Raw genomic sequence first — 14,798 nt, 5'->3', positions numbered from 1 at the left:
CTCTCTTTTTTTATCCTACTTTTCGAACCAATCTGCTGCGCATTTCGATTCTTGACGCTAACTTACTTGGCTGATTTACTTGGCCGCTTTGACCTCATCGCGTAGAGCACGGCGTAAAATTTTTCCGACATTCGTTTTCGGTAGCTCTGTACGGAATTCAATATACTTCGGTTTTTTGTACCCAGTAAATTCTTCTTTACAGAAAGCCATCAAAGCTTCTTTGGTCAGGGATGGATCTTTACGAACCACGTAGAGTTTCACTGCTTCCCCAGAGTTTTCGTCGGGAACGCCTACACAAGCACATTCTAAAACACCAGGATGACCAGCAATCACGCCTTCGATTTCAGTTGGGTAAACATTAAACCCTGACACCAAAATCATATCTTTTTTGCGATCAACAATTTTTGTAAAGCCGCGCTCATCCATCACGCCGATATCACCTGACTTAAAGAATCCATCCGATGTAAACGAATTGGCTGTTTCGTCTGGACGATTCCAATAACCTAACATCACTTGCGGCCCACGAATCGCAATCTCACCACTCTCACCCAAGGGAACTGGCTTGCCATCATCATCCAAAATCGCGATTTCCGTCGAAGAAATTGGTAGACCTATGCTGCCCGTGAATTCCTTGGAATCGGCATAGTTCGCTGTCGCCACTGGTGACGTCTCAGATAATCCATACCCTTCAGCAATCGCGCAACCAGTTACCTCTTTCCATTTTTCAGCAACTGCTTTTTGCACGGCCATGCCACCACCCGTGCAACACAAGTAGCCAGAAAAATCCGTGTTCGCGAATTCTGGGTTGTGTAGCAAAGCGTTATACAAGGTATTCACCGCTGGGAAAATATTGACTTTGTACTTTTTGAGTTCTTTCACAAAGCCTGGAATGTCTCGCGGGTTAGGAATCAAGATATTTAAGCCACCAATCCGCGTCCCCACCATATTACAAACGGTCAGTGCAAAAATGTGATACAGCGGCAAAGCACACACAAAAGTAAGTTGTGGCGTATCTTTATGCGCATCCATACTTGGCTTCAACCAAGCATGATTTTGTAGAACATTGGCAACCACGTTGCGGTGACTCAAAACAGCGCCTTTAGACACGCCAGTGGTACCACCTGTGTATTGCAGGAAGGCGACATCGTCCAGTTTTGCTTCGGATGGTTGAAACTTCATCGACGCACCTTGTGCGACGATATCCTTGAAACGGAATGACCCTGGCAGATTAAAAGCGGGGACCAATTTTTTGACGTGCCGAACGACCAAATTGACAATCGTGCCTTTCAAGCCACCCAACAAGTCCCCCATAGAGCAAACAACGACATGCTTCACGTCGGTATGCGCAATGGCTTGCTCCAAAGTAATCGCAAAATTCTCAAGGACGAAAATTGCTTCTGCACCAGAGTCTTTCAATTGGTGTTCTAATTCACGATGGGTATACAAAGGATTGACGTTCACGACGATATAGCCAGCGCGTAAAATGGCAGCCAGTGCGACTGGGTACTGAAGAACATTGGGCATCATGACGGCCACGCGCGCGCCCTTCTTTAACCCCCGACTTTGCAACCAAGCTGCAACTTTTTTCGACATAACATCGACTTCACCGTATGTCATGAACTTATCCATGCAGACATAGGCATTGCGTTCTGCAAAAGTCTTAAACGCTTCATCTAGCAAATGCACAAGAGATTTATACTGCGTGACATCGATTTCGGCTGGTACGCCAGGGGGATAAGATTTCAACCAAAATTTGTCTGTGGTCATTATTGTCTCCGTTTTTATAGTGAGCTTTTGATACTGATGGTCATCAACTGACAATCCAAAATCAGCGAACGATTTTCAAATATAACATGCACCAACACGATACACGATGACGCGTGCAATGACCATGCATGGTGCAAATATGCCGCGCAAAATAAAGCAAAACTGAGCAAACTCTCTAGGATTTATTGCGTCGCAACATGGATAGCGCGTGCAATGCAAACAGAAACAAAGCACAGATGAATGAAGACATCCGTCGACAAATTGGCTTTGTTTTTTGTGGGCCGAAGCCCACTATGTGCGAATCGCGTTCGCTTTGAACCCTGCGCTAGGTCTTCTCTACTTGTACCAATAGATCGTAAAAAGTCGGGCCACCACCCATATCAGTGAGACGTTGACTCGTGACTTCATTCGCATTTTTATGATCAGACGCTAGTTTTTTCCACCAGATCGATAGACCAACAACCAGGCCTTGTCGCGCTTTATCGGTGATCCGTGCCTTTGCAACAAAACTGCCCCGATCATTGAAGATTCGAACCATGTCACCCGCTTGAATTTGGCGTTGCGCAGCATCCTGTGGATGCAAATCAAGATGCGGCTCTCCTTCTGTATCGCGTAAACTTTGCACGTTCACAAAAGTCGAATTCAAGAAATTACGGGCAGGTGGCGAAATCATTGCAAGTGGATATTTTGCTGCCAATTCTGGATTGCTGGCTGGAGATTCGTAAGGAGGAATGTAGGTAGGCAAAGGATCCAATCCTGCTGCCAACATTTGTTCACTGTAAAACTCACATTTACCTGAAGGAGTGGTAAAGCCCCCCTGCGCGAATGGAATTTCTGGTAGCCGCAATTTTGACCAACCTTGCTCTTTGAGTGCACGCCAATTGGTATGGGCGCTTCTTTCATGCTCATAATTAAACGCTTGCGCACCCAACGCATCATCCGATTCAGAAAAACAGGCGTCAGTAAAACCAAGTTCTTTTGCTAGCAATCGAAAAATTTCAGCGTTTGACTTTGCCTCGCCCATCGGAGCAATCGCAGCGTTGTTCGCCATCATGTAGCGATGTCCATACGAAGCATGGGCATCGACGTGTTCTAATTGTGTGGTTGCTGGCAATAAAATATCCGCATAGTCAGCGGTATCCGTTTGGAAGTGTTCGAGCACGACCGTAAATAAATCGTCACGAGCAAAACCTTGAGCGACTTTTGCAGACTCTGGTGCGATCGCAACCGGATTCGAATTATATACAATCAGCGCTTCTATCTTTGGACCAAATTCCAACGAGCCTGGGTGCAGCAAGCTGTTACCAATATCGCTCATATTAATGGTGCGACGTGCTTGCTGTTGCGGGAACAAATCCAGCCTTTCTAGCAGCGCGGTATTTTTCACAAAGCTGCCTGAGGCCGATAGCAATACGCCACCTGCCGCATGGCGCCATGCACCAACCAATGCTGGCAAACAGGCGATATTTCTGACCGCCATCCCGCCGCCATGTGATCGTTGCACGCCGTAGTTCATACGAATCAGACTCGGCTCACCACGTTGCGCCCCCTCACCATAGGCGCGGCTCAGCTCAACGACTTCCTCCACACTAATGCCGCAGGTCTTTGCGACTCGCTCTGGGGTCCATTCAGCGACCCTCTCGCGTAAAGCGGCAAAACCTAAAGTGTATCGCTCAATATAGTCGTGATCTAACAAGTCATCGCGGATCAATACATGCATCATCCCCAACGCAAGCGCGGAGTCTGTTCCGGGTGAAATCGCAATATGCTGATGACATTTTTCGGCCGTCAATGAGCGATAAGGATCAATCGCAATGATTCTCGCGCCATTTCGCTTTGCCTCTTGAACACGTGTCCAAAAATGTAGATTTGAAGCAATTGGATTACCACCCCAAATAATAATTAATCGAGCATTTTGCGTTTGCTCTACATCGGTTCCAATCCGATCACCCAAGGTGTATTGATAGCCACGCCCACCGGCAGAAGCACAAATTGTCCGATCCAGAAACGATGCACCGAGTTTATTCAACACTCGAGCGGACATACTTTCCCCTTGCACCAATCCCATCGTACCCGCATAGCTGTAGGGTAGAATTGCAAGCGGTTCACGCGCAGCGATTTCTTTTAGGCGTGCGGCAATCGCACGTATCGCCTCCTCCCAGCTGATACGCTCAAACTGTCCCTCGCCCTTTTTACCTACACGCTTTTGGGGATAAAGGAGACGATCTGGATGGTAAGTGCGCTCGGTATAGCGTGCAACTTTGGTGCATAGCACTCCACCCGTCGTCGGATGGGTTGGATCACCTTTAACTTCCGTGGCGACGCCGTCTTTGACAGTCACCAACAAGGCACAAGTATCGGGACAGTCGTGGGGACAAACGGCGCGGACTATGGTAGTGCTGGACATAAGATTCCTTAGTTGCAAACTTGAAGCGCCCTATTTCTAATCACCTTATCTAAGCAAACTAGCATAGATTGGTAACTATCATTAATAGCGATTCAAGGATTTATTCGGTGGTTCATTCGATGAGGCGAAATAATAGACTGCTTCCCGAAGTTCTGCCAGCAACGCGTGATAAGCGGAAATCTCCCGAGCTGCACACAAATGGAACTTCCATAAAAAGTTGCTGTCTACACAAACAATTACAGCAAGATACTCACTTCCTCCTCTAGCGGGACTCGTGCAAGATCTTAATTTCGTCAACACGTTGTACAAAATCAAGTATCCTTACGCGAATTTCAAATTCGGATACTGGGCAATCGCCAACCGGTCGCCTCATTGTCAAAATTATCTAACAGAACTTTAACGAGAGTTACTATGCAACGGTCCAAAATGCTCCTCACTTCCATTATCGTCGCTTGTGTTGGCTTGCTCGGTTTTGCGCTGTATTTGCAATTGGTTTTGGATATGCTGCCTTGTCCGCTTTGTGTCATGCAGCGCTATGCATTTACATTCATTGCGCTCGGATGCGCTTGCGCATTATTCTTCCCCAGGTTCGAGTCCTTCGCAATCTCGGTCGGGGTACTCTCTGGTGTCGCAGGTGCAGGCGTTGCTGGATATCAACTTTGGTCTATTGCCCAGCCACTAGGTTCTTGTGGCGCAGATACGATATCGGGTCCAATCAACAGCCTGTTTCCTGCAAAGCTCATCCCAGTTTTGTATCGCGCAAATGGTCTTTGTGAGACGCCTTACGATCCTATTCTCGGCTTATCCATTCCAACTTGGGCCTTGATTTGGTTGATCGCACTCTCCATCGCAAGTGTTTACGCAATACGTCGACACGCCGCACCGGTACAGTCATGACACCATGGTTTACTTCGACTGACAGTGTTGCTGACTGCCAAAGAAAGTCACCTCTTGATGGGCTGGAAGCACGGATATTGCTTAGTCACGTGTCAGGTTTAAGCAGAATCCAGCTGATCACACAAAGCACTTCCTTGCTGAATCCGACGCAGATAGAGGCTCTGAATCAATTGACAGCCAAACGAGTCGCGGGTGAGCCCCTCGCATATCTCGTGGGCGAACGTGAATTTTTTGGATTGAATTTTCACGTTACTCCAGCGGTTCTCATACCGCGTCCAGATACTGAACTCTTGGTTGAGCTTGCCTTGCAATTCACTCCCGAGCATGGAAGCTTAATTGATATGGGCACGGGATCTGGCGCCATCGCGATCAGTATTGCGTCTGAAAGACCTGATCTTCATATTTGCGCGTCGGACCTGAGCCCTGCCGCACTGGAAATCGCAACAATGAATGCGGCTCGTCTATTGACGCCTGCTCGGATCAGTTTCTACCAAAGCGATTGGTTTCAACAACTACCGGCAATCCGCTTTCATACGATAGTGAGCAATCCTCCCTATATAGTCAAAGATGACCACCATCTCAGTCAAGGCGATTTGCGTTTCGAACCAATCAATGCGCTGACTGACCATGCGGACGGTTTATCCGCCTACCGAACCATCATAGGAAACGCCAAGGAATTTTTATTGAATGACGGCATGCTACTCATGGAACATGGCTACGATCAGTCGGAATCAGTACAAGCATTATTGGCCAGCGCTTGTTTTCAAGAGATTCAAAGTTGGCCTGATCTCGCAGGCATCTTAAGGGTCACCGGAGGACGTTGGAAAGGGCAATCATGAGACTACAGATCAGTACGGAAAAGGCGCGCCTCGACGTCGGTTTAATCCATCAATTCTTAACCCATGAGAGCACTTGGGCAATCGGCATCCCGCTCGAGTTGGTCAAAAAATCCATTGATCAATCACTGTGCTTCGGTGCATACATTGACGACCAGCAAATTGGCTTTGCCAGAGTCGTGAGTGACTTTTCGACATTTGCTTATTTGATGGATGTTTTCATTTTGCCTGCGTATCGCGCTAAAGGTTATAGCCGTCAACTACCGCAAGCAGTCTTCGCACATCCTGATTTGCAGGGACTTCGCCGCTTCATGCTAGCGAGTTCCAATGCCCGTGGTTTGTATCAACAATTTGGATTTCAACAATTAGCAAAACCGGAAATCATGATGGAAATCAATCAGCCCGGTATCTACCAGAATAATCTAGCTGTCTAGAACACAAGGAACCCCAATGAACGCCATCCTTGTGTCGATTTTGTCTTAGCGACTCATTTTGATATACGCATTTAACACGACGACTTGATCTTCATCCCGTGCTCGGCTTGCGGCATCTGAGTAACGGTCGATCTCCGTATTGCTCCAATTCACAGCGGTGCGACCTGTCGTCGTAATATTGTGCTGACCAACTTGACGCATTTTGCCGAACGACGCATTGGAACGCGCATCAAACATGTTATCCAACAAATTGGCGATGGCAGGCGTGATGCCTTCAATTCGCATCACATTCCGATTGCGCGTTACATGCGTACCCGCGGTGGCACCTGGCTCACTCCATGGAACTGCCAAAAAACACACGGTGGCTTCTTGCGGATTACCATTACCATCCAAGTAAACATACCGATCTTCAAAACCTTCGGCACGTCCAGCGGGCATTTCAATCCCGGCCGCTTGCATCGCATTACGTAAGTTTGCACCACACAAATCACTACTGACTGCACCATTCACTAATCCCGTTGGTGCAGCCACCACATCACCCGGCGGCCGACCCGTACCTTCATAAAAACGGTCATAGGCGGTCACCCAAGCTTGCACGAAATCGCTGGACATACGCTGATAGGAGGCACCACGTTGAACGTTTGTTCCTATCGTCACGGCACCAATCACTAATCCAATAATCACCAGCACAACCGCCATTTCCAACACAGTAAATCCAGACTGCCTAGGCTTTTTCACTTGCTGCGTCATTTGATTTTTTGCCCGCGCACTATACGTCATAATTGTCCTCATTAACGATAAATTCCAGCAGCATCAGAAGCAATCGCGTGCGCCCGAATAGCGTTCGCCAAGGTGCCTGATTCTTCCATTATTTTTTTACTAGTGGCATGATTTCCGGAAAATTCATTCACCCTATCTTGCGCTTGATCACGCGTCGTCATCGCACTATCTAATCCTAGTCCCGCCACCACCGTTGCTGCGACGCTGAGAGCAGTTGCCACAGCTGCGATACCAATCGCAGCGGACATGCCGCCAAAACTAGAGATAGTCTCAGAGACTGCGGTTAAAACCTCTGATGCTGCACCGGTTGTCGCGCCAATCGCGCCAGCCACACCGACGCCGGCAGACAAGACGCCCAGTTCTGCCATCTCCAATTCCAAATCAAGTTGTACTTTGTAATCCAACATCGCGCCACGCATAATCGCCGCAGCACTAGCGACGTTCGGATGCGAGTGACTAGCTGATGCCAACACACCTGAGCAAGAAAGACGATCAGAAATTTGTGCGAAATCCATTGCAATCACGGTGTCCTGTGACCCCGATGCAATAGGGTTATTCGGTGCGGCAAATGCATTCGTTATATTATTGATATTCGTGGCAGGATCACTACTGTTCGATGGCAATGACAAAGCGTATGCAACGTTTTTCAACGTTAATCCAGCGGCATTTCGGATATGCAAATTTTCTTCGATCGCCGTGACATCTGCCGCTGTAGCGCCCGTGCGATTTCGTGGTAACGCATTTCCCAACCTTAGTGCGTGACAAAAATCAATACCGTTGACTTCATTCAAGACCGTACTCACCGCCATTGGAGCAATGCCTGGTCCGACCGGAATATTTGTCAACAAGGGGGCGAACCGATCTTTCGCATCAGTCAAGTCGATATCATTTGCTGCGACCGCATCCTTCTTAACAAAAGCGCCGTAGCGTATCGACGTCATGTCCGCGCGTGCTAAGCCAAGTGTCTTATATGGCAACTTACCAACTAAATCGCTACCGCAGTTTTCAAGTCCATCGCTATTGGTATCAGGGCAAGGCAAGCGATGCTTCGCAGCGATAAAACCCACGATCGCGTCGTCGGCAATTTTTAAAATCTGTGGAACTGCGATTTGCTCAACTCTTTGATTGGCAAACTTTCCAAAGTAGACCACAGCAATTGTGATCACACCAAGTACCACCATCCCTACCGCTAACTCAAGCAGGGTATAACCACTATTCTGCTTTCTCATGGTCGTATGCCCTTTCCATCCAAGGTATTGATTGTTGTCATTGCAGTCGTCAAATCAATGCCCGTTTGTACTTTAAAATTGTCAGAAGCAATCTTCTGTTGACGTGCTGTCGTCAGGTCTTCAGCGGCTTTGGGAACCTCTTTCAGAGCTTCTGCCATCGAATAGCCCGCCATCGCTATCGCAGCACCAGCCGTCGCGATACCAAATGCACCGGCTGGGCCAGGGCTTTCAAACATCCCTGCCACCGCAACGCCCATTCCGGCGATCGAAATCGCTAAGTCAGCAATCGCCAAATCTTTAGCCGTTCCGACCATCGCATTATTCAATTCAGCAACCTTTACTTGAAAAGTTCTGAACTTGACATAAAACTTGGCAACTTCATCGACGTCGTAGGCGACATAAGCAGCGCGTCCGACCGAATTCACCGCTGCCAATTTTTGCGTACAAGCCAAACGTTCAAAAAATTCGGCACTTCCGACTGTGCGGGTATCATCATCGTAGACATTGGTTTTTTGCGCACCCGACAATTCAAATTGTCCGGGCTTGACGTTCAAACCATCAAATTTTGAATACACACCATCATCACGCTGATCGGCATTCGCCGCGCCTGCCGTCGCCAAGCCATACGCGATGGGGATTGCATCGCCCGCGGTTAAGACGATTCCCCCGTTGCCGGTCAAATTCAACAAACCAATACAAAAATCTAGCCCATTTTTTTTGACGCTGTAACTTGATGCATACGTTGACGGCAGCAAGGGCACATAGCGATCTTTTAATACCGCCAAATCATAGTCATTCGATGCAAGCGCGGTGCTCTGCCGATAGACACCATAACGTACTGGCTCACTCAGGGTGATGCCTAGTGTTCGCGTCGGCAACCAGCCGGTCACCGCCGCCCCACTGCAATCCTCATCGCCGATATTGTTTGGAGACGTATCTGGACAAGGCAGGCGACTATTCGCGATCACAAAACCTTCTATCGCTTTATTCGCCTGATCCAAAGGATTGCCTGAATGTTGCGAAAAGGCTGGCAAAGACTTGATCTTTGGAATGAATAAGACGAGAGAAACAGTCAATATGCCGATGACAACGATTCCCACCGATAATTCAAGTAAGCTAAAACCACGCGCAGAGGCGAAAGGAAAACGTTTCATTTTACTGTTCCTTTCGTATCAGCCCCTTCTAAGATCGCCGCGGCACCAGACAGTAAGGAAATACCTGTCGCAGTTGGATCTCCACCGGACGGTGTGTTTTTAATATCATTATAGGATTTCAGCGCATCCGCTTCTGCCTTCGCAGATTCGTCAGATAGTTTCTTACTATTCACCGCTATACCTTCTTTTGCGACCCAATCGTTATATTTGATTTTCGATTCATACAAACGCAATTTAACGTAGGAATAACAATTTTCTGGGTGATCTCCACTGTCGAAGAGACAGCCGAAAGGATTGTTCCAAGCCTGATCGTAATAGTAGTTCCCATTTCCATCTTTCTTCGTCGTCGCGTAATCGACGCTGTTGTTATAGGTGGCTGCCTTACTATCTTCAATCGCTTTCTTCGTTGCCGCTGTCGCCGCTAAATTGGTGGCTTCCAGTTTGGCATCTTCCCAATCTTTTTTCCTATCTTCCCAAGCCTTTTTCTTGTTTGCGACATAATTGGTAGGATCAAGACGAGCATTCCCTGCATCGATCGAAGCCATCGCTGCTTTCATACTTGCATCAGCAGCCGCTTTTGCGAGTGTTGCATTGCCTGGATCCGCTGCCGCAGCTGCTTTCGCTGCTGTTTCAGCCGCCGCTGCGGCATCGGCGACCGCTTTCGTAGTCGCGATGATATTTTCAGGAGTAGAAGGCGTAATCGCTGCAGCAGTATCCCATTCAGCCTTCGCGGTATTCACATTCCCTTCCAATGCATCCGCTTTTTTCTTAGCAGAGTCTGCGTTCGATTCAGCAGTTTTACTTTCAAAAAATGCCGCATTGTAGTCTTTGTAGTTCTGCAACACGATTGCCAACTCAGGATCATTTGCCTTCGCGGGATCCCAAAGATGCGCGGTCGCATAGACGCTATCAACACTATTGTTGTACGCGGTTAAGGCATTATTTGCCGCAGTCCTATCCGCATTCGATTTGGCGAGATCCGTCGCAGCACGTGCTTTTGCGTCTTCATACGCTAAACGCATTTGCTCGATCATCCCTGCCAAGTCTGTTGGATTCCCTTGTTCCGCTAGCGCTGCTGCTTTTTTGGCGACGATGGAAGTTTTGACCGCCGTCACTATTTGTAAAGCTAAGGCTGCCGTACTCGCCGCGATCGCCACCCCAGCAGCGACAACGGCGGCAATGGCCACCGCGAGCGCGGCACTAAACGTGGCGAGCAAGGGACAACCAACTGGTGCCGTAATAATCGCAGCACACAAGGCTGCGTTGGTGGCGACACCTGCTGAAGCCACCGACAAAGCGGTAACCGCGGCTACCATGGTTAGTACGCCACCAGCGATATCTGCAGCAGATAACAAAGCCTTAACACTTTCGACTATCGTCGCAATTCGGGCTGCATCAGCATTATCTTGTTTTTGTTCCGCGACCTCATTTGCAGTTTCCACCGCTTGCGCCAGCGCGTCCATACTCCGAGTACCTTGAGGACAACTCAAGTGATTCGCGACATCCAAAAAGCTGCGAGCCAACACACGGTCATCATAATCGCCGTCCGCGCCACGCAATGGTGATTCAAACCCCTTGTAACTTGCGTCGAAATTCTTAGTGCCGTCAAAAATATTGCCGTCACTATCGCGGTCGGTACCCGCTTCCGCTAAGGCATAGGCAACGTTAATAAATCCTGATGAGGGAAGTAATATGTGCGCATTGCTTTGACTTGGCCCCGCTTTGATCGCCAAGGTCAGGCCTTCGCAGAAATCCAAGGCATTGAATTGCCCCGTACTGAGTGGATCCCCCGCGGAAGGGACTGAGTACTTCTCCCAACCACTTGGGTTGAACTGATCAGTAAGCTGCGCCAGATCGGAATCGTTACTGCGGTAGACAACATAACGAATTTGTTGCGCGCCCCGTGCAGGTACACTTGCATCAAGACCTAAAGTAGCAATCGGCAACCACCCTTTTTGACCTGTTCCGCAGTCTTCGACCCCTGTTTCTACATTCGAAGCTGGGCATGGTAGCCGTCCATGCTCTGAAATAAAAGCAGCAATGGCAAAGTCCGCGGCTTGCAGCAATCGAGTACGATCGGTTTCTCGTTGACTCGTCTCACCGGATTTCAAGAAAATCGTTCCAGCGACGATGCCTATCACCAGCAAACCGACCATAACGGCCAATTCCCAAAGTGAGAAACCTTGTTGCTTACGGCTATCGCGCAGTCTTTGACTACGTTCAGCTTGCAACCGACTATCCATCCTGTTCGACATATTTCCTCCTAGCCCATATTCATCAATGAGGCTTGTCTGACCAAGTCATAGATCGGCAGTAACAGGGCAACAATCATCAAGACAAAGAATAGACCTGCTAGCAAAATAATGACTGGTTTGATAATTTCCGATAACGACGCAATCAAATGCGCGAGTCGCATCCGGTATTCCTGAGCGAGTTGCTTCAATTGCTTGTCCAACGATCCCGTCTCTTCACCGACCGCAATCATGCGCAATGCCATTGGAGGGAATCCACCAACCTGACGCATCGCAGACGCCAACAATTCGCCGCGTTCCACTGCTGTTCTGACATTCTTAATACGTTCTTTGTAGTACTCATCCGTCAAAGCACGTTCTAGCACACCTAAGCTGCGCATAATATCGACACCGGACGCGATCATAATTGCCAAATGTTCAGTAATAAACGCCATGCCAGAAGCGGTGACAAGTGTCTTAAATATAGGCAATTTATGCGCAATACCAAAGGTCAGCTTACGCGTACCTCGACTTAATTTCAGTAGTGCCCAAAATAGAAAGATCACGCCAAGGAAGATGTACAACGAGGTATTGGCATGTCCCTCCATCCATTTCGACATTTCAAGCACCATCAAGGTGATTTTTGGTAACTTCACACGCATTTGCAAGAACAAACCCGCCAAATTCGGAATCACATAGTAGATCCAGAACAAGGCCGCACCTAACATCGTCGCAAAGACAAATGCTGGATAAATCAAGGCTTGTCGCATATTCCGGCTCAATGCGGTCATGCGTTCTATATGCTCAGCGGCCTCAAGCAACATTTTGTCGACCGTACCAGACTCCTCACCAATTTCCATCAAATTGCGAACGGACTCGGGAAAAATATTCGGGTGACGGTTAAATGCCTCGCTGATTGGTGCCCCTGCATCCAAGGCAGAAATTAATAATCTCGCCGTAGACGCGATCCGTTTTTGTGAAGTGTCAGTTTCCTCTGAAATCGCTTTTAACGATTCAATAATGGGGACACCGGCCTTCGTCATGACCGCCAAATCGCGCAACAAACCACTCAATTCAATTGGTGGTAATTTCTGTCCGATTGTGCCACCAGCACCGATCAGACTCGCCAACCAATACGGCAAACGATATAGCTGCAGCACCACTGCTTCGTAATGCCGCTCTAACCAAACCTTAGCGGAAAGATCACGCTCAACCATCAAACGCAACATGCCATAACGTGTGCGTCCATTGGCCAACAAAACACGATAAAAGTAAGTATTCATGGTTCGCTTTACTCCGGACTTTCACCGATAACACGCCATACTTCATCAAAGGTTGTTTGACCTTGTGATATTCGCCACTTCGCCATTTCAACCATGGGCTCAAATCCGGAATCAATTGCGACTTTTCGAAGCGCGCTACGACCATCACCCTCTGCGATCGCGTTTGCCATGTGATCATCGACATGGAGAATTTCGTAAATTGGCAGACGACCATGGAAACCAGTATGACCACAACGTGCACAACCTTCGCTTGCCATGCTATGTTCACAATTGAATTTACCCAGCCACTTTTTCTGCGCATCATTCAACGCTGCTGGCTTTGCACAATGTGGGCAATTTGTTCGAACCAATCGTTGATTGATCACTGCAACAAGATTTTCAGCAATCGTTTGTGGTTGCAAACCCAGCGGAACCAAACGAGTAATCACACCAAAAGCACTAGCAACGTGCAATGTTGACAAAACCAAGTGACCTGTCGCAGAAGCGGTAACCGTCGCTTGCGCAGTTTCAGCATCGCGAATCTCACCGACCAAAATCACATCTGGGTCGTGGCGCAAGAAATGGCGTAATGCGGTACTAAATTCATAACCCGCACGTCGATTTACTTGGGTTTGACCAATGGTCGCCAAGCGATATTCAATCGGATCTTCAACCGTCAAAACATTTCGTTCGATCAATGTTTGTAGGCGCAATGCGGCATGTAGAGTCGTACTTTTACCCGAACCAGTCGGCCCCGTCAGTAAGACCATGCCAGAAGGTTTTGCAAAAATCCTTTGCAATTGCTGGATATCTTTATCACGGAATCCAAGCTGCTCAAGACGTGATAAATCGGAACTCTCAGGCAACAAGCGCAACACCATGCGTTCGCCGTATTCCGTCACTAATATGGAAACACGAACGGTAAATGGCGTGTCCAAAATCGTCGTTTGGAAACTACCATCCTGTGGCCGACGCTGTTCCGAAATATCCATTTCGGCACCGAGTTTTACATATACCACCAAACGCGACAACGAATTCGGAAGTGCGAACATCGGGCGTAAAACACCGTCAATCCTGAACAACATATGATAGCTTGTCGCAGAGGGCGCAATGTGAATATCTGTGGCGCGCTCACGCACCGCCAAATGCAAAATGTACTCCAACAATTTCTCTGGGCTACGTGAATGATCTACATCGTCTGCTAACAGATCGATTTCACGCTGGATGAGCGCCTCTGCTGGATTTTGTGCAAAGTAATAAACTTGCCGCACACGTTGCAAAACATGCGTAAATTCTGCTTGATAAAAAATGGGTAAATGGCCACTGCGCCGCTGAATCAGTTCAACCAATTTTTCAGGATCGCCATCACCGAGCAAAATTTCGACTTGGTCGCCTTTTCTTTGTAAAGGCATGAATCCGCGAGTCAAACACAATTCACGATTAAACAAGCTCAACAGTTGAGGATCTGGCTCTGGTACATGATCAATCTCGACAAATGGAAAGCCACGTTGTTCCGATAGATTCTTCGCCAAGTCACGCTCAGTAAGTAAACCATGCTGAACCAAGACTTGTCCTAAACGGCCACCTTCAACCGATTGTTTCTGCAACGCATACTCTAATTGCACTGGCGTTAATACACCGGCCGATATCAGACGTTCTCCGAGAAAGCCTAATTCTGCTTCTGCCCCGATCAAATTATTTTTATCTTCTACAATCATTTGTTCATCCATGATTTGAATTGTGCGTTTGCGATTTCTTCAATGTCGTTTTCTATTTCTGTTCATACTTGCAGGCAATCTAG

The 14,798-nt window shown here is 48.1% G+C and carries 11 protein-coding genes; 3 read left to right on the top strand and 8 right to left on the bottom strand.

All coding sequences use genetic code 11. The features are described from left to right. Positions 1 to 75: 75 nt before the first annotated feature. Both KDM90_RS12725 and KDM90_RS12720 read right to left on the bottom strand, forming a co-directional pair. On the bottom strand, positions 76 to 1,767 hold the full coding sequence (locus KDM90_RS12725; protein ID WP_212675993.1) for a long-chain-fatty-acid--CoA ligase: 1,692 nt from the start codon (positions 1,765 to 1,767) through the stop codon (positions 76 to 78). Between the two features lie 325 nt (positions 1,768 to 2,092). Then, positions 2,093 to 4,174: a molybdopterin-containing oxidoreductase family protein gene (locus KDM90_RS12720; protein WP_212675992.1), complete on the bottom strand. Its 2,082-nt coding sequence runs from the start codon at positions 4,172 to 4,174 to the stop codon at positions 2,093 to 2,095. Between the two features lie 411 nt (positions 4,175 to 4,585). Between KDM90_RS12720 and KDM90_RS12715 the strand changes: the two genes are divergently transcribed. From KDM90_RS12715 to KDM90_RS12705, 3 genes are read left to right on the top strand one after another with little or no spacing between them, the layout of a single operon-like run. Next, positions 4,586 to 5,071, top strand: a complete 486-nt coding sequence (locus KDM90_RS12715) for a disulfide bond formation protein B (protein ID WP_212675991.1) — start codon at positions 4,586 to 4,588, stop codon at positions 5,069 to 5,071. Next, positions 5,068 to 5,910, top strand: coding sequence for a peptide chain release factor N(5)-glutamine methyltransferase (prmC, locus tag KDM90_RS12710; RefSeq protein WP_212675990.1), 843 nt, complete (start codon positions 5,068 to 5,070; stop codon positions 5,908 to 5,910). The genes KDM90_RS12715 and prmC overlap by 4 nt, the downstream gene beginning before the upstream one ends. Next, complete coding sequence (locus tag KDM90_RS12705) at positions 5,907 to 6,341, top strand: GNAT family N-acetyltransferase (protein ID WP_212675989.1); 435 nt, start codon at positions 5,907 to 5,909, stop codon at positions 6,339 to 6,341. The genes prmC and KDM90_RS12705 overlap by 4 nt, the downstream gene beginning before the upstream one ends. 45 nt (positions 6,342 to 6,386) lie before the next feature. Here the strand turns inward: KDM90_RS12705 and KDM90_RS12700 are convergent, their stop codons facing one another. From KDM90_RS12700 to KDM90_RS12675, 6 genes are read right to left on the bottom strand one after another with little or no spacing between them, the layout of a single operon-like run. Further along, on the bottom strand, positions 6,387 to 7,121 hold the full coding sequence (locus tag KDM90_RS12700; protein WP_230409782.1) for a type II secretion system protein: 735 nt from the start codon (positions 7,119 to 7,121) through the stop codon (positions 6,387 to 6,389). 11 nt (positions 7,122 to 7,132) lie between these two features. After that, on the bottom strand, positions 7,133 to 8,350 hold the full coding sequence (locus tag KDM90_RS12695; RefSeq protein ID WP_212675988.1) for a type II secretion system protein: 1,218 nt from the start codon (positions 8,348 to 8,350) through the stop codon (positions 7,133 to 7,135). After that, positions 8,347 to 9,504: a type II secretion system protein gene (locus tag KDM90_RS12690; RefSeq protein WP_212675987.1), complete on the bottom strand. Its 1,158-nt coding sequence runs from the start codon at positions 9,502 to 9,504 to the stop codon at positions 8,347 to 8,349. The genes KDM90_RS12695 and KDM90_RS12690 overlap by 4 nt, the downstream gene beginning before the upstream one ends. Continuing rightward, positions 9,501 to 11,759 (bottom strand): type II secretion system protein, encoded by a 2,259-nt coding sequence (locus KDM90_RS12685; protein WP_212675986.1) that lies wholly within the window; start codon positions 11,757 to 11,759, stop codon positions 9,501 to 9,503. The genes KDM90_RS12690 and KDM90_RS12685 overlap by 4 nt, the downstream gene beginning before the upstream one ends. 8 nt (positions 11,760 to 11,767) lie before the next feature. Next, complete coding sequence (locus KDM90_RS12680; protein WP_212675985.1) at positions 11,768 to 13,018, bottom strand: type II secretion system F family protein; 1,251 nt, start codon at positions 13,016 to 13,018, stop codon at positions 11,768 to 11,770. An 8-nt stretch (positions 13,019 to 13,026) separates the two neighbouring features. After that, on the bottom strand, positions 13,027 to 14,715 hold the full coding sequence (locus tag KDM90_RS12675) for a GspE/PulE family protein (protein WP_230409781.1): 1,689 nt from the start codon (positions 14,713 to 14,715) through the stop codon (positions 13,027 to 13,029). Positions 14,716 to 14,798: the final 83 nt, after the last annotated feature.

Source organism: Affinundibacterium fentianense, assembly GCF_018139545.1.
Taxonomy (GTDB): Bacteria; Pseudomonadota; Gammaproteobacteria; order Burkholderiales; family Burkholderiaceae_D; genus Undibacterium; species Undibacterium fentianense.
Note: the sequence above shows the minus strand (reverse complement) of the source record. Positions and strands in the feature narration are given on the sequence as shown.